The sequence below is a fragment of the Clostridium psychrophilum genome, from assembly GCF_018861705.1.
Lineage (GTDB): Bacteria > Bacillota > Clostridia > Clostridiales > Clostridiaceae > Clostridium_AD > Clostridium_AD psychrophilum.
On record NZ_JAHLEC010000014.1, the window covers coordinates 15,753 to 32,706 of the forward strand.

Annotated in this window: 17 protein-coding genes and 1 riboswitch; of the genes, 14 read left to right on the top strand and 3 right to left on the bottom strand. The window is 29.8% G+C overall.

Annotated elements, in window-relative coordinates:
• The first annotated feature begins 95 nt into the window (after positions 1 to 95).
• From KPL38_RS05115 to rpsI, 6 genes are all read left to right on the top strand, one after another.
• A complete protein-coding gene (locus KPL38_RS05115; RefSeq protein WP_216287819.1) occupies positions 96 to 941 on the top strand; it encodes an energy-coupling factor transporter ATPase in 846 nt (281 codons plus the stop codon).
• Positions 926 to 1,780 carry an energy-coupling factor transporter ATPase gene (locus KPL38_RS05120; RefSeq protein WP_216287821.1) on the top strand — a complete coding sequence of 285 codons (855 nt, stop codon included), beginning with the start codon at positions 926 to 928 and terminating at the stop codon, positions 1,778 to 1,780. The genes KPL38_RS05115 and KPL38_RS05120 overlap by 16 nt, the downstream gene beginning before the upstream one ends.
• A gap of 78 nt (positions 1,781 to 1,858) precedes the next feature.
• On the top strand, positions 1,859 to 2,662 hold the full coding sequence (locus KPL38_RS05125) for an energy-coupling factor transporter transmembrane component T family protein (RefSeq protein WP_216287824.1): 804 nt from the start codon (positions 1,859 to 1,861) through the stop codon (positions 2,660 to 2,662).
• A gap of 60 nt (positions 2,663 to 2,722) precedes the next feature.
• Positions 2,723 to 3,457, top strand: a complete 735-nt coding sequence (truA, locus tag KPL38_RS05130; RefSeq protein WP_216287830.1) for a tRNA pseudouridine(38-40) synthase TruA — start codon at positions 2,723 to 2,725, stop codon at positions 3,455 to 3,457.
• 164 nt (positions 3,458 to 3,621) lie between these two features.
• A complete protein-coding gene (rplM, locus tag KPL38_RS05135; RefSeq protein ID WP_216287831.1) occupies positions 3,622 to 4,056 on the top strand; it encodes a 50S ribosomal protein L13 in 435 nt (144 codons plus the stop codon).
• A gap of 24 nt (positions 4,057 to 4,080) precedes the next feature.
• On the top strand, positions 4,081 to 4,473 hold the full coding sequence (gene rpsI / locus KPL38_RS05140) for a 30S ribosomal protein S9 (RefSeq protein ID WP_216287832.1): 393 nt from the start codon (positions 4,081 to 4,083) through the stop codon (positions 4,471 to 4,473).
• A 106-nt stretch (positions 4,474 to 4,579) separates the two neighbouring features.
• Here the strand turns inward: rpsI and KPL38_RS05145 are convergent, their stop codons facing one another.
• The gene (locus tag KPL38_RS05145) at positions 4,580 to 5,230 is read right to left on the bottom strand and encodes a superoxide dismutase (RefSeq protein ID WP_216287833.1); all 651 of its coding nucleotides are present in this window, start codon (positions 5,228 to 5,230) and stop codon (positions 4,580 to 4,582) included.
• Between the two features lie 265 nt (positions 5,231 to 5,495).
• Between KPL38_RS05145 and cwlD the strand changes: the two genes are divergently transcribed.
• The 4 genes from cwlD (at position 5,496) to KPL38_RS05165 (ending at position 9,964) form a co-directional block, all read left to right on the top strand.
• Entirely contained in the window at positions 5,496 to 6,212 is a 717-nt protein-coding gene (gene cwlD / locus KPL38_RS05150; RefSeq protein WP_376769017.1) for an N-acetylmuramoyl-L-alanine amidase CwlD, read from the top strand.
• Between the two features lie 912 nt (positions 6,213 to 7,124).
• Entirely contained in the window at positions 7,125 to 8,390 is a 1,266-nt protein-coding gene (locus tag KPL38_RS05155; protein ID WP_216287835.1) for a tetratricopeptide repeat protein, read from the top strand.
• A gap of 218 nt (positions 8,391 to 8,608) precedes the next feature.
• Positions 8,609 to 8,926, top strand: coding sequence for a thioredoxin (trxA, locus tag KPL38_RS05160; protein ID WP_216287836.1), 318 nt, complete (start codon positions 8,609 to 8,611; stop codon positions 8,924 to 8,926).
• Positions 8,927 to 9,094: 168 nt separating this feature from the next.
• Positions 9,095 to 9,964 (top strand): NAD(P)/FAD-dependent oxidoreductase, encoded by an 870-nt coding sequence (locus KPL38_RS05165; RefSeq protein WP_216287837.1) that lies wholly within the window; start codon positions 9,095 to 9,097, stop codon positions 9,962 to 9,964.
• Positions 9,965 to 10,107: 143 nt separating this feature from the next.
• On the opposite strand, the gene KPL38_RS05170 is transcribed toward KPL38_RS05165, so the two are convergent.
• Positions 10,108 to 10,662 carry a cell wall hydrolase gene (locus tag KPL38_RS05170; RefSeq protein WP_216287839.1) on the bottom strand — a complete coding sequence of 185 codons (555 nt, stop codon included), beginning with the start codon at positions 10,660 to 10,662 and terminating at the stop codon, positions 10,108 to 10,110.
• Between the two features lies 1 nt (position 10,663).
• Positions 10,664 to 10,786, bottom strand: a riboswitch (cyclic di-AMP (ydaO/yuaA leader).
• Positions 10,787 to 10,865: 79 nt separating this feature from the next.
• Positions 10,866 to 11,894 carry a hypothetical protein gene (locus KPL38_RS05175; protein WP_216287840.1) on the bottom strand — a complete coding sequence of 343 codons (1,029 nt, stop codon included), beginning with the start codon at positions 11,892 to 11,894 and terminating at the stop codon, positions 10,866 to 10,868.
• A gap of 234 nt (positions 11,895 to 12,128) precedes the next feature.
• Between KPL38_RS05175 and cdaA the strand changes: the two genes are divergently transcribed.
• From cdaA to ptb, 4 genes are all read left to right on the top strand, one after another.
• Positions 12,129 to 12,977 (top strand): diadenylate cyclase CdaA, encoded by an 849-nt coding sequence (cdaA, locus tag KPL38_RS05180; RefSeq protein ID WP_216287841.1) that lies wholly within the window; start codon positions 12,129 to 12,131, stop codon positions 12,975 to 12,977.
• Positions 12,947 to 14,206 (top strand): CdaR family protein, encoded by a 1,260-nt coding sequence (locus KPL38_RS05185; protein ID WP_216287842.1) that lies wholly within the window; start codon positions 12,947 to 12,949, stop codon positions 14,204 to 14,206. Before cdaA ends, KPL38_RS05185 begins: the two co-directional genes overlap by 31 nt.
• 19 nt (positions 14,207 to 14,225) lie before the next feature.
• Complete coding sequence (locus tag KPL38_RS05190) at positions 14,226 to 15,824, top strand: NAD(P)/FAD-dependent oxidoreductase (protein WP_216287843.1); 1,599 nt, start codon at positions 14,226 to 14,228, stop codon at positions 15,822 to 15,824.
• 194 nt (positions 15,825 to 16,018) lie between these two features.
• Positions 16,019 to 16,927, top strand: a complete 909-nt coding sequence (gene ptb, locus KPL38_RS05195) for a phosphate butyryltransferase (protein ID WP_216287844.1) — start codon at positions 16,019 to 16,021, stop codon at positions 16,925 to 16,927.
• Positions 16,928 to 16,954 lie beyond the last annotated feature (27 nt).

The window sequence follows — 16,954 nt, forward strand, 5'->3', positions numbered from 1 at the left end:
TTTTCTATTGAGGTTAATAATTTAAATGATTTATGAGATTTACTAAATTTTTAAACTTTACATATTAATATTTATTGACGTTGGGAGTGACATTTATGGGTGAGAAAATGGTTATATGTAATAAACTTGTTTATAAGTACCCTCAAAATGAAGATGAACCATCTAAGGTAGCAATAGACGGGGTAGATTTAGAGGTTGACAAGGGTGAGTTTTTAGTGATACTTGGGCATAATGGCTCTGGAAAATCAACATTTGCTAAACATATAAATGCACTATTAATTCCTACACAAGGAGAAATGTATGTAGATGGATTACGAACTTCTGTAGAACTAAATCTATGGAAAATTAGAAATGTAGCTGGTATGGTATTTCAAAATCCAGATAATCAAATTGTTGCAACAATTGTAGAAGAAGATGTGGCATTTGGTCCAGAAAACTTAGGCATAGATCCTAAAGAGATTAGAATAAGGGTTGATAATGCACTAAAAAGTGTGCAAATGTATGAATATAGGAAACATGCTCCACACCTACTTTCAGGTGGCCAAAAACAAAGAGTTGCTATAGCTGGTATTTTAGCAATGATGCCAAAATGTATTGTTTTTGATGAACCAACAGCGATGTTAGATCCATTTGGCAGAAAAGAAGTTATGCGAACTATAAGGGAAATAAATAAAAAATATGGTATAACAATAATATTAATAACTCATAATATGGAAGAAGCAGTAGAAGCCGATAGAATCGTAGTTATGGACAGTGGCAAAATTGTAATGAATGGAAAACCTAAAGAAATATTTAGTAATGTGGCCGTTATGAAAAAAATAGGATTAGATGTTCCACAGGTAACAGAACTAGCATATGAACTTAGGCAAAATGGTATTAATATAGCATCAGATATATTAACTATAGATGAGATGGTGAACGCATTATGTCAATTAAAATAGAAAATTTAACATATATATATATGCCAAAGACTCCTTTTGAAAAAAAAGCTATAGACGATGTTTCTGTAGAAATAAATCAAGGAGAATTTGTTGCACTCATTGGACATACAGGATCTGGTAAATCCACTCTAATTCAGCATATAAATGGACTTTTAAAACCAACATCAGGTAGATTATTAATTGATGACATAGATATAACTAAGAAGAATGTGAAACTTACAAACATAAGAAAAAAGGTTGGACTAGTGTTTCAGTATCCTGAATATCAGCTTTTTGAAGAAACTATTGAAAAAGACATTGCTTTTGGACCAAAAAACTTAGGGTTAGACAATGATGAAATAAATAAAAGGGTTCAGAGGGCTATGAAAATTGTTGGACTTGATTATGACGCGTATAAGGATAAATCACCTTTTGAGGTCAGTGGTGGACAAAAGAGAAGAGTTGCAATAGCTGGCGTAGTGGCTATGGAGCCACAAATTTTAATACTAGATGAACCAACTGCAGGCCTTGATCCAAAGGGTAGAGATGATATCTTAAACCAAATTGTTGAGTTATACAAAGAAAACAATATTACAATAATTTTAGTCTCACATAGTATGGAAGATGTTGCTAAGGTTGCAAAAAGAATTTTAGTAATGGATAATGGCAAATGTATTCTAGATGGAACACCTGAAATAATATTTAGGGAAATAGATACACTAGAAAGTGTAGGGCTTGCAGTTCCACAGATGACATATTTAATTAGAGATTTGCGTAATAAAGGATTTGACTTATCTCAAGATATATTTACTATAGACAAAGCTAAGCAGGAGTTACTTAAAATATTAAAAAGTAATTAGTAAGAATCTTATGTCTGAATAAGGCATCATATATAAAACAGTAATATGTGCTTTTTACAACACATTGGAGGAATTTGTATGATTAAGGATATTACAATAGGTCAATATATACCAGGGGACTCCTTTATACATAAAATGGATCCTAGATTTAAGATAATAATATCTATATTATTTATTGTTGACCTATTTTTGGTAAATAATTTTAAAGGTTATTTATATATATTTATATTTATTTTAGCCACAATACTAATATCAAAGCTATCTGTTAAGTATATTTACAATGGGTTAAAACCTATTTTAGTCTTATTACTTATTACAGCAGTACTAAATATTTTTATGACTAGTGGAAGTAAGGCAGGGTTACTTTTTCACTATGGGTTTATAAGTATCTATAAAGAAGGTTTAATAATTGCAGCATTTATGATTATTAGACTAGTGTTTTTAATTATGGGAACATCAATACTAACACTGACAACCTCACCCATAGAGCTGACTGATGGAATAGAAAACCTATTGAATCCATTTAAAAAAATAGGAATACCAGCTCATGAATTGGCAATGATGATGACCATTGCATTAAGGTTTATTCCGACTCTTATGGATGAGACTGATAAAATAATGAAAGCACAAATGGCAAGAGGTGCTGATTTTGAATCTGGAAACTTAATAAGCAGAGCTAAAAGTTTAGTTCCTATTTTAGTACCTTTATTTATTAGTTCCTTTAGACGTGCAGATGAATTAGCAATGGCTATGGAATCAAGATGCTATAAGGGTGGAGAAGGAAGAACTAGAATGAAACAATTAAAGATAACTAATAAAGATTATATTGCAAGTTTCGCTTTTTTGTTGCTATTGGTTATTACTATTGCTAGTAGAACATAACATTTTGTTATGATGCAAAGGATTATATATCCTAGGTATAATAAAAGAGGATGTGGTGTTGTGAGAAACATAAAGCTTATAATAGAGTATGATGGAACGAATTACTGTGGATGGCAAAGGCAAAATGATGTTATGACTATTCAGGAAGAGATAGAAAAGGCTATTGAGAAAATCACAGGGGAAGTAACTCAAATAACTGGTTCTAGTAGAACAGATGCAGGAGTCCATGCAAAAGGATACACATGTAACTTTTATACTAAAAGTATTATCCCCATAGAAAAATTTACAGGTGCTATCAATAGTAAGCTTCCCAGGGATATTGTAATTCTTAAGGCTAGTGATGTTCCTGATGAGTTTCACTCAAGATATAATTGTATAGGCAAGATGTATAGTTATACTATAATTAATAGACGTGAAGCTATTGCAGTAGGGCGTAATTACATATATCATCATCAAAGAATATTAGATGTAGAGAACATGAAGTTAGGTGCACTATATTTTATAGGCACTCATAATTTTTCTTCATTTAAAAATTTAGGCAGTTCAGTAAAAACTTCTATAAGAACTATAACTAAACTTGATATCATGAAGAATGAAGATATCATAAAGATATATATTGCTGCCGATGGTTTTTTATATAATATGGTTAGAATAATAGTTGGCGCACTTATAAGGGTTGGAGAAGGAAAAATCAAACCGAGTGAGATAAAAAATATAATTGAGTCAAGAGAGCGTTCACAAGCAGGAAAAGCTGTTCCAGCTTGCGGATTATGTTTGGAAGAAGTTTTTTATTAAAACAAAAGGAATAAAGCATTGAATATCCTACATAAAAGTATTGACACACCCGGTGGGATGTATTATAATTATTAATGTTTGTATAAAATATCGTGTATAAGATCCACTAGCCCCGGATCTTTAGCATAGAGTTTTAATTGTTAAAAGTTCAGGGAGGGAAAATAATGAAATCATATTTAGCAAAACCACTAGAAATAGAAAGAAAATGGTTCGTTGTAGATGTAGAGGGTAAAGTTTTAGGAAGAGCAGCTAGTCAAATAGCAGCAATACTTAGAGGAAAACATAAACCAACATTTACACCAAACGTTGATACAGGTGACTTTGTAATTGTCATCAACGCTGATAAGATAGTTTTAACTGGTAAGAAATTAGACCAAAAAATGTTAAGACATCATTCTTTTTATCCAGGTGGATTAAAAGAAGTTCCATATAGAATAGCAATGGTTAAAAAGCCTGAGTTTATTTTTCGAGAGGCAGTAAGAAGAATGCTTCCAACGGGACCATTAGCTCGTCAAACACTTAGAAAATTAACTGTTTATAGAGGACCAGAACATAAGCATGAAGCACAAAATCCAGAAACACTAGTACTTAAATACTAATTTAACTCGGAGGGAGGATATATTATGGCAAAGGTTCAATATATGGCAACAGGAAGAAGAAAGAAATCAGTTGCAAGAGTAAGACTTGTACCTGGTGAAGGTAACATTACTATAAACAAGAGAAAAATTGAAAATTATTTTGGATTAGAAACTTTAATACTAATAGTTAACCAACCATTAGTATTAACTGGAACTAAAGAAAAATTTGATATTTTAGTTAATGTAAATGGTGGTGGATATACAGGTCAAGCTGGAGCAATAAGACATGGTATTTCTAGATCGTTATTAAAAGCTGATGAAACTTTAAGACCAGAACTTAAAAAAGCAGGTTTTTTAACAAGAGATCCAAGAATGACAGAAAGAAAGAAATATGGTCTTAAAAAAGCAAGAAAGGCTTCTCAGTTCTCAAAGAGATAGTTTTTATGATATTAAAATCCCTCAAACATTTATGTTGGGGGATTTTTATTTTGTAATGAAATATAAAAATATTTGAACTAGATTATATATGATAAGCAGTTAGTATTTATTCATTAAGAAGATTATATCGGCAATATCTATGTTGATTCATATCCATATATTTTATTGGAGAAACATATTTTTCAAATCTCTCATTTAAAACTCTCCAGTTTATATTTTTAATAAATATAGAAATATATTTTTTCCTATCTGTACCAAAATCCATAAAATACGCATGCTCGTAAACATCCATTACAAGGATTGGACAAGAAAGCCATACGGCACCAACATCGTGGGCATCACTTCCAATTATGTGTAACTTATTATCAAGCAAATCAAGGGTAAGAACTGCCCAACCTCTCATTGATAATCCTACATTTGTAAGATAGGAGATAAAATTATCGTATGTTGAAAATTGATTTATTATAGCATTATATAATGGACCGTAAGGAATATTGCTGCTTCCGGTAATGTTTTCAAAATAAAGGTTGTGAAGTTTTACACCATCTAGAGAATATGTTTCACCTAGTTTTAAACTACGCATCTTGGAAAAAGTAGCATTGCTTTCAGTATAATCGCTAGGTATATAGGGAGTGTTCCAAATTTCATTTAACTTAGCTACATAGCCTTCATACAATTTGTAATGCGCATCTAGTTGTTTCTTAGAAATACCTTCTACCGATTCAAAGTCAAAGGTATTGGGCTTTAAATCATACATTAAATCACCTCTATAAATATTATAGTTATATAAATTATAATATGTTCAGAAATCAAATATATGAATTTATTTATTATATAAGGTTACACAAATGTATAAAATCAAAATTACAATTATATAATTTATAAATCAATGAGGTATAGTATGTATAATAATGGTAGTTTATAAAAATGATTATAAAGGAATATAAATTTATCACATAAATAATAAATTGGTTGCAAGTTGAATAAAATAACACATAGCAATAAATTAAGGGATGGGTGAATTGAAGTACAGAAATAATAAATTAATAGCTATTGTTATTGTAATTGCGCTAGGAATGGTAAGTTTTATAGGCGTAAATTTAGGACTCGCAAAAGAAACTATGAATACTAATCCAATAAGCAGTAAAAAAATACTTATTGACTCAGGTCATGGAGGTATGGATGGGGGAACTAGTTCAAAAAGTGGGACTGTAGAAAAAGATATCAATATTAGTGTAGCAAAGAAACTTAAAGCAAGTTTACAAAAATCAGGATATCAGGTAGTTATGACAAGAGAGGATGATACAGGGCTATATTCAACGAAGGGAACTATAAGGGAGAGGTACCGCGAAGATTTAAAAAATAGATGTAACTTAAAAGAATCTAGTAACTGTGATTTGTTTGTTAGTATACATTTAAATTATTTTACCGAGAGCAAATATTATGGAGCACAAGTATGGTACTCAAGTTATAAGGACAGTGCTGCATTTGCAAGCATTCTGCAGAAAAATTTTCGGACGGATTTAGACGTGAGCAATAAGAGAGTTCCAAAGGCAGCTAAAACATCTTATAAGATATTGAGAGAAAATGATGATATGCCAAGTGTTATTATAGAATGTGGATTTTTATCAAATTTTGATGAGGAACAAAAATTAAAGTCTAGTGAGTACCAAGAAAAAATATCAAGTTCTATAAGTAAATCAATAAGCGAGTATTTTACTAATAGTCCGAGTAGATAATTACCACAAATAGTTAAATAAATTTAAACTATAATAATATTAAACTTAAAAAGGCATGTTATTTTTGAATATGTCTTTTTAGGTTTAATTAAATTAGATATTACTTATTAAATCCTGTAATGGGTGTTTTGTTATTAGTATTGCTAAAAGTAGTTACCTTTGACAGAGTGCCACTATTTTTATTAGTAGTGTACTTGCTAGCATATTGCGAGATACCCAGGTTAACGTGTGAATTAACGTAATACAGGTGTGTAACAATTCTATATATAAAAAATGAAAGGACTAATACCAAAATAGCACTTAAAAAACACATAAGAACAGAAAAATTTTTATTTACCATGAGGGCCCCCTTAGTATCTATATACTATTTTAATAATATTATTTATAAATTATAACCACGAATTGTTTAAATATAGTTAAATTTATTTATAAAGCATATTAAACATAAAATTAAGTTAGAAATAGTAATCAATATAGTTAAAGCAATTAGAATAAGATTAAATATTAGCAAAATAATAACGGTTATCTTTTTAATAATATCTTTAATATTAATATATTACATTGACAAAAGGATATAGATTCCATAACATGTAGTTATAAGAAAGTAAGCTAATTTGAATTAATAATATAGCGTGAAAATGCAGTAATAGATAGTAAAGGCAACAATTTATATAAACAGGGACAAAATTGTTATTTAGAAAGTTTAACTAGCCTAGCAAAATAAAACTTTAGTAAGAGTTTAAATCTCCTTTTGATGTGGTTGCAGCTCCTAGAGGAGATGATGCATCTCTTTCAGAGATGTTACAGCGACCTAGGAGATAATTAAAAAAGACCTTAGGCATAAATGTTAAAACAATAAATCCTATGATATAATTAGAGTGAGTTTAAGTATCAGAAATAAAAGGTGAAAATATGGACAAGTCAGGCAAAGTATATGTAAAAGCTATGAATAAATATAATGATGGATATATAAAAAAAGCGATATCACTTTGTGAAAAAAGTATTTCTTTAAATAATAGAAATGCCGCAGCTCTAAATTTAAAGGGGATTTTATATTATTTAGAGGGTGATTTAGACAAAGCTAAAAACATGTGGAATATAAATTATAAAAGGAATAATGATAAGGTATCTAAAAAGTATTTAGACGATAGTGTGCATGATAAAGAAAAACTACATTTGTATGTTAGAGCATTGGAATTAGTTAAGAAATATAATATAAATGGAGCTTTAAAACTTTTAAACAAGTGCGAAAATAGTGATTTTAATTTTATAAATGTAAATAATAATATTACTCTTTGTTATATAAAACAGGGAGAGTATGTTAAAGCATTACAATATATAAAAAAAGTTTTAAAGGTAGATAAAAATAACACACAAGCTATAATTAATAAGAAAACATTGATGGAGTTTGGAACTTTAAAAAGAAAAATAAATTATAAAAAAATAGTTATAGGAATTTTTATTATAATCTTAATTATTTCATTGTTCTTTATGGCGAAAATGTTCATGTATAATAAAAGTTTTTCAATATTTGGGGTAAAAAAGTTTCAAAAAGAAACATCATTAAATAGTAAAAAAGTTAATATTAAAACTAAAAATTTAGTGCCAATACATAATCAAGAAGATAAAGCCGTTAAAAATAATAATCAAGAGATGAACAGTTTTCCAAGGGAACAATTAACTGAAAGCATAAAAAACAATAATTTTGAGCAAATAGTTGGTTATGTAACTACATGGAAAGATATTAATCTAAACATAAACATAAATGATAGGTTACTTTTAGTAAAAGCAGAAGATATTATTAAGAGTAATGGGATACAATTTTTTTATAAAAAAGGTACAACAAGCATGAACAACAAGAAGTTTTCTGAGGCTAAGAAATATTTTTTATATGCGTTACCATATTCGAGTGGTAGCTATTTGAAGGAACATATAATTTATATGTTAGCTGTGAGTTATAAGTCTACTTCAGATTTTCAAAATGCACTTGAATATTATGAACTTAATTTAAAACAATATCCTAGAGGAACTTATTGCGAAGAAGTTTTATATAATTTAATTATTATAAATAAGGAATTAGATATAACTAAATCAAAAATTTATGCACAAAAACTAGTAAAGCAGTTTCCGAGTTCTCAATATAATAATCTAATAGTTAAAGAAATATTGAATTATTAAAAATAAGCAAGAATTAAATTGCAGGATGAACATTATTGAGTTTGGTTTGGGCATACTAATTTTGATATGAATGAGAAAAATACCGATTATCTAATAGATATATGGAGAACCTATTTCTATTTTATATCAAATGAAAATACAATTGACTAGTAATATTATAAGGTATACAATGGTAATAAAAGATACCCTGTAGGGGTATAATAAATGGAGGTAATAATATGATTAAAGAAGTTAATGACAACAATTTTAATGAGGAAATTGCAAATTCAGAAAACATAGTTGTAGTTGATTTTTGGGCACCATGGTGTGGACCTTGTAAAATGTTAAGTCCAGTAATAGAAGAATTGGCAAAAGAAATGGGAACAAAAGTTAAGTTTGCAAAGGTTAACGTAGATGAAAGTCCAATAATATCATCAAAGTATAAAATTTCAAGTATTCCAACAGTTATGGTACTTAGCAAAGAAACAGTAAAAGAAAGTTTGGTAGGATTTAGACCTAAAGCGGATTTAAAGAAATTAATTGAGAAAAACTTATAAAACAAGTTTATTATAATCAAATTATTTTAAATGATAATTATAAGCAATGAATAGAATGAAAATATAAGTGTTTGGAGATAAATATTTAAGTTTTCATAAATTAAATATTTATCTCCATTTTATTAATAGATATAATTACTTATTTTATAATTATTAAGGAGGAAAAGTATGAGTGAGAGATATGATATAGCAATAATCGGAACAGGCCCAGCAGGTCTAGAAGCAGCTATTAATGCTAAAATTAGAAATAAAAATATAATCATTTTTGGCAACAAGGAACTAAGTCCTAAATTAGTAAAAGCGTCAAAGGTTAATAATTATTTAGGGTTTTATAATGCTACAGGAGTAGATCTTAAAAATCAGTTTGCAGCACATATTGCAGCTATGGGAATAGGCATTATAAATGAAAAAATAAATAATGTTTATGCTATGGGAGATTATTTCGCTTTGATGGTAAATGAAAAAATATATGAGGCAAAAACGATAATTTTAGCTACAGGAATAGAATACACAAAACCAATCAAAGGGGAAGAAGAATTTTTAGGAAAGGGAGTAGGATATTGTGCTACTTGTGATGCTCCACTATATAAAGGTAAGACAGTTGTTATAGTTGGATACAATAAAGAAAGCATCGAGGAAACTAATTATGTAAGTGAATTGAGTGGTAAAACATATTTTATTCCCATGTATAAAGGAGAATATAAGTTAAGTCCTAATGTTGAAATAATAAACCATAAGATAATGGAGATAGTTGGTAATGATGTAGTAACTAAGGTTATATTAGATGAAGGTGAATTAATAACAGACGGAGTTTTCATGTTAAGAGATAGTGTATCTCCCGCTCAATTAGTGCCTGGTCTTCAAATAGAGCAGGGGCATATAAAAGTTGGCAGAGATATGAAGACAAATATAGAAGGATGTTATGCAGCTGGAGATTGTACAGGCAAGCCATATCAATATATGAAATCGGCTGGAGAGGGATTAGTGGCAGCATTATCTGCAGCTTCCTATTTGGATAAGATGAATGAAATTAAATAAGTTAGAAAGTACATTTTTACTTTAAAAAGTACTTTAATTAACGAGCTAATAAACAAATCAGGCAGCTAAATTTAATTGAATCTAACTCAAGTTAGAACTAATTAAAATTAACTGCCTAAGTTGTAACTAAATCATTACAAATTTTATTTTACAACAAAGAAAACATGATTACCTATAGTTTTTAGGTTGTCTTTTTTTATACCCTTCATCCATTGAGAAGTGGATATTTCAGGGTTATAATAGAAAACTGCGTCGTATGTAGGGTCTTTTCCTTTTAACGCATCGATCACAGCATTATAACAAGCTGAATCAGGAATAACATTTGTTTTACCATTATGAACTACCTTTCCATTTCTAACACAAGAAAAGGCATTCCTTTGTTTAATTACACCAGAAATAGATTTTGGAAAATGACTATCACTTGCACGGTTTAGTATCACAGAAGCCACTGCAAGTTTGCCACTATCAGATTCACCACAGCTCTCAGCATATACAACTTGTGACATTAAGTAAATATCATTATCAGAAATGTAAATTGAGTTATTTGATCGTTTAAATACAGCAATTGCTTCTACTTGTTCATTATATAAATCTTTAGATTCTGAATTAAATGAATATAAATGTTGTCCATTTACTCTTAAAGTAGGTAATACTAAGAATAATATTAGTATACAAGACAAAAAAGCAAACTTTCTCATATTATCTTCTCCTTATGCCTACGGAGTTAGCTGACGGGTTCGGAAAAGGTTTAACCTACACAATTTGTGATTCACCCCAAATGCTTGGTTTCTCCGTGTTTTTTTACTTAGGCTAATAGTAGTGTGACCTAGAGTTTAAAATAAATACATTATTTTTTAGGATTATTATAAAAAGTATTGAAAGTATAATATTCAATATTTATTTATTCCTTGTTTTTTAGGGCAGTATATACTTTAATAAAATTAATGTAGGATGACTGAACATCAACATATAGTAAATTAGAAGAAGTATACAAAGCATCTAATTTAGATAACCCGACAACTTCATTTAGGGCTTGAACTTTTTCACTTGTAAGAGCAAGTTTAAAATCTCTTAAATAACTATCTTGTGTGTCAAGTAATGGTTTGAAAGCTTGGTAAGTAGGAATAGCAGAGGGAGGTACAGACAAATTGTTGAAATTATTTTGAATTATTCCTAATTTAGCGACTTCAGCATCGACTAATGACAATAGATCATCATATGATAATTCGTTATTTCTTACCTTTAGTACAACTAAGTATAAATTAGTTCTGGCATTTAAAAAATTGGTTGATAATTCATTAGTATTAGTGATAAATTCTTGATTTTGTTGTGACTTAATATCTGTTTCTTTTCTTATCATTACAGCACTATCACTGTAATTAAGTACATTGTCAATAAAGACCAATGATGTTTTTGGTAGTGCTATTTCAATGTCTTTAATATCTACTATGGAATAAAAATTCATACAATCATTTCTAAGAGTCTTAAGATTTTCTGAGAACTTTTTTACATCTTTGCCAGAAGGATTATTTATTATTGCAAGTGTTTGTCTGTATATTAATAGATTTTTATTAAGTCCTGATATAAGATTTTCATTATCTTTCTTATACTTGGAGGTAGGTTCGGAATTTGATATATTATCTTTTAACTTTGACAAATTTTTAATAACATTTGGTAATTGTTTTCTTGCGGAGTTAACATCTATTGTTTGGTTAGCGTTAAATTGTGATATATTTTGGTTGATTTCATTAATACCGTTAACGTTAGTCATTAAGGTAGTTTTATAGGAATGATATACCTTATTTACAGATGAATAGTAGGTAGCTAAAAAAATACATATTGATATTAGGACAATAGATAGAATAAGTATAGTTTTGGTCCATTTTTTATTATTATCATTAGTATCTATAATATCTTTTTTATGATTCAACAAAACTCACTCCTTATTATTTGTCTTGTATTCATATATTGATAATATATATATTATTCGAGTTAAATTATAGAATTATACCCATTAATACATTAAAATTTCATATATTTTATAGAAACAAGTTGTAAAATGAGACTAATTGTTATAATAAAATTAACTTATAATATATACTAATAAAGTAAGTGATGGTGTATAATTATAGATAGTAGTTTTAGTGGAGGGGTGTGAGCTTTTTTGGAAGTATTTAAGTTAATGTTAAGCACAATCAAAAATATAAGTATATTTTCAATTTTGGATATACTAGTGGTGGCTTTTATATTCTATAAAGGTTACATGCTGATGAAAGAAACAAGAGCGATACAGTTATTAAAAGGAATAGTTCTTATTTTTATTCTTATTCCAATAAGTCAATTACTTAATTTGACAGTGTTTAATTGGATTTTGAGTAAGACAATAACAATTGGCGTTTTAACTATTGTTATAATCTTTCAACCAGAAATAAGAAAGGCATTAGAGCACCTCGGAAGAACAGCTTTTGTGGATAAACATATTTTTGAAAATGAACAGATAATGGAAAAATCAATAACTGAAATTGTTAATGCAGTGGATACTTTATCAAAAAGTAAAACAGGAGCACTAATAGTTATAGAGCAAAGGACTGGTATTGGAGAAATAATTAAAACGGGAACCACACTGGATTCTGTAATATCATCAGCATTGCTCGAAAATATATTTGTTGTAAATACTCCACTTCATGATGGTGCTACAGTTATTAGAAATGATAGAATAATAGCGGCAGGATGTTTTCTACCTTTAACAAATAATGATGTAATAAGCAAAAAACTTGGAACTCGGCATAGAGCGGCCATAGGAATAACAGAAACCTCAGATGCTTTAACAATAATAGTATCAGAAGAGACTGGAACTATATCACTTGCAATGAATGGTAGATTGATAAGAAATTATGATAAAGAAAAGCTTAAAAAAATACTTGTACAAATAATTAAAAGGAGACAAAGTAAAAAAACAACTTTAAAGGGGAGAGTAAAGTCATGGATAAAGCCAGAAAACAACAGTTTATAATTAAAGTTTGCTGCGTAATAGCTGCGTTTGCCTTATGGCTGTTTATAACAAGCACAGAAAATCCAATGACTACTTACAAAGTTAAAAGTGTACCCGTGCAACTATTAAATACGGATAAAGTAACAAAGTCAAATCTTGCGTTAATACCAAATCAAGACTTAACTATATCCTTAAATATCAAAGGAGCAAATACTAGTATACTTTTAAATACTAAAGCAGATGATTTTAAAGTAGTTGCAGATTTAAGTGCATATGCCCTTAAAAGTGGGGAACAAAATATACCTATTGAAATAAGGAAAAGCCCTGATAATATAAATGTAGTTAATAGTGACAGTCTGTTTATAAAGATAAACTTAGATAATCTTAAACAAAGCAAACTACCTATAACTGTAAACATAAGCGGCAAGGCAGCGGAAGGATTTTTCGCATCCATGCCAAAATTATCACAAGATTTTGCTACGGTAGTTGGAGGATCAAGGTTTGTGGATATAGTAAAAAACATAGTGATAGAAGAAAATATACAAGGGGTGGAATCTGATGTTGCAAAAACATTTAAGATTAAACCAGTAAATGAAGCAGGCGAAGAAGTAAAGGATGTTTACGTTAATCCAGCTCAAGTAGATGTAAAAATTCCTGTAAGCAAGACTAAAGCTTTAGGAGTTAATGTAAAGACTATAGGGACATTGAATTCCAACTTTACGTTAACAAGCACAAAGGTAATACCTGAAAAATTCAATGTAATTGGAAGTAATGCAGCCCTTAGTTCAGTGAAAAGCTTAAATACAGAAAACATAGATTTAAGCAAGATAGTTAAGGATACTACAATGAATGTTAATGTATTAATTCCTAATGGATTAACTTTAGCTGGTGGTAATGCTAAAGCACAAGTACAATTTAAATTAGCTAAGGCGGAAAAAAGCAATACAACTGAAGTAATACAAAAGAATGTGGGTAACTTATCTGAAAAAACTATAAGTCAAAACATTAAATATATTAATTTAGACAAGAAATATGGAGCAAAGTTGGATAATGAAAAAATATCGCTAGTTGTTTCAGGAACGAAGGAAGTTATTGATTCTTTGGATTTAACAAAAATAAACTCAGAATTGGATTTATCTAATTTAGTAGAAGGGTCATATACTGTTCCAGTAAAGGTATCATTGCCACAAGGAGTGAATTTGGTATCAGAAACTTTAGATAAAGTATCGGTAACAATAACTAAGAATTAAACGGAGGTAACTACTAGCAATGACAATAAGAGTAAATAACATAGGGTTAGATATAGATGAGACTATAGACGATATAAAAATAAAGGCAGCAAAAAGAATGAGAGTGGAAATTGACGAGATAAAAAAATTTAAAATAGCAAAAGAATCTATAGATGCTAGAAAGAAAAATAATATTAAATTTAATTATGCTGTTCTTATTGAAATGGATAATGAAGCAAAAATTGTGGCTAAATCAAATAATAAGGATGTAAAACTTGAAAAAGTTAAGTATGATGCTGAGTTCGAATTTGGAACTAAACAGATGAATCATAGACCAATAATAGTAGGAATGGGACCAGCAGGAATGTTTGCTGGTATTCTTATGGCTCAAAAGGGCTATAAGCCGTTAATTATTGAAAGAGGAGAAAAGGTAGAATTCAGGACTAAAACTATAGATAAGTTTTGGTCAACTGGAGAACTAAATACAGAATCTAATGTGCAATTTGGTGAAGGTGGAGCAGGTACATTCTCAGATGGAAAGTTAACTACAAGAATTAAAGATACCAGATGCGATTACATTTTAGAAGAATTTGTGAAAGCAGGTGCACCTGAAGAAATATTATATATTGGTAAGCCTCATATAGGCACGGATATACTAAAAGAAGTTGTAAAAAACATTAGAGAAGCAATTATAAAGCTAGGTGGAGAAATAAGATTTAACAGTAAGCTTGAAGATATAATTATAAGTGGCAAAAAAGTGAAAAGTATAATAGTAAATGGCGAAGAATTGCCTTGTGATAATTTAATACTAGCATTAGGTCATAGTTCTCGTGATACTTACGAAATGTTGTATAAAAAAGGCGTATTTATGACAAGTAAGTCTTTTGCAGTGGGAGCAAGAATAGAGCATCCACAGGATATGATTAATGAAAATCAATATGGGAAATATGCAAATCATCCAAGGCTGAAAGCAGCAGATTACAAGCTTACCTATACAAGTAGAAAATTGGGAAGATCGGTATATAGTTTTTGTATGTGCCCAGGTGGAGCGGTAGTAGGTGCTGCGTCAGAACAAGGAAGACTCGTAATAAATGGTATGAGTGAATACGCAAGAGATAAAAAAAATGCAAATTCAGCCATTGTGGTATCTGTAGGACCTAAAGATTTCCCATCAGATAGTCCACTTGCTGGCATTGAGTTCCAAAGGCATTATGAAACTTTAGCTTATAAACTAGGGGGCTCGAACTATAATGCACCAGTACAGCTAGTTGGAGATTTTATTAAGGGAATTGCATCGAGTAAATTAGGCAGTGTAAAGCCTAGTATTATACCGGGATATGGATTAACCAATCTTAATAACTGTTTGCCTAGTTATGTAACAGATGCTATTAAAGAAGCTTTACCTATGTTTGATCACAAAATAAATGGATTTGCAAGACCAGATGCAATTATGACAGGTATTGAAACAAGAACATCTGCGCCGGTAAGGATAGACAGAAATGATGAGTATCAAAGTGTATCGCTAGAAGGTTTATATCCTGCTGGAGAAGGGGCGGGATATGCAGGGGGAATAATTTCTGCGGCGGTTGATGGATTAAAAATTGCGGAAATGATAATGAGAAAATGGAAACATGTATAATGATTTATGTTAAGGCTTGTTATTTATTTATGAATTTGTTAAAATGATATTGCAATAAAATTAATTAAATAAAAATCATAAAAATCAAATAAGATACAGATAATAGAAGAAGTGCTTAGAACAGCAACTGGACGGCAAAAGCTTAAAATATTCAAAAGGTGAGAAAAAATAGAAAGTAGAAGGAGTGTAAATTAATGAGTAGAACTTTTGATAAAATATTAGACACCGCCAAAGCGCAAGGAATGAAAACGGTCGCAGTAGCTGTAGCACAAGACGAACCTGTACTTGAAGCTATACGTGATGCTAAGAAAAAGGGTATAGCAAATGCAATACTAGTAGGGGATAAAGAAAAAATAATTTTCATTGCTAAAAACATAGGAATGGATGCAACAGAGTTTGAAATTATTGATGAAAAAAATCCTGACAAAGCATCAATAGCTGCAGTTCAGCTTGTGTCTTCAGGAAAAGCTGACATGCTTATGAAAGGTCTAGTAGAGACATCTATGTTTTTAAGAGCAGTATTAAATAAAGAAGTAGGTCTACGAACTGGAAAGCAAATGTCACATGTGGCAGTATTTGAAATACCAGGTTATGATAGGTTAATATTTTTAACAGATGCTGCTTTTAATATGTATCCAGAATTAAAAGAAAAAGTAGCTATAGTAAAAAATTCAGTGGCAGTGGCAAAAGCTTGTGGTGTTGATCTTCCTAAAGTTGCAATAGTTTGTGCAGTAGAAGTAGTAAATCCTAATATGCAAGCAACACTAGATGCAGCATTACTTTCAAAAATGAATGATAGAGGACAGATAAAGGGTTGTATAGTTGATGGTCCTTTAGCATTAGATATTGCAATATCAGAAGAAGCTAGAAAGCATAAAAATGTACAAAGCCCAGTAGCTGGAAAAGCTGATATTCTTGTATTGCCTAATATTGAAGCAGCGAATATCATGTACAAAACATTAACTTATGGTACTAGTGCTAAAAATGGTGGATTACTTGTAGGTACTTCAGCTCCAGTTATATTAACTTCTAGAGCGGACTCACCTGAAACAAAATTACATTCTATAGCTCTTGCCGCATTAGTTGCTGAATATAATAAATAAAATTATTTAAATGCTAGAATCACTTAT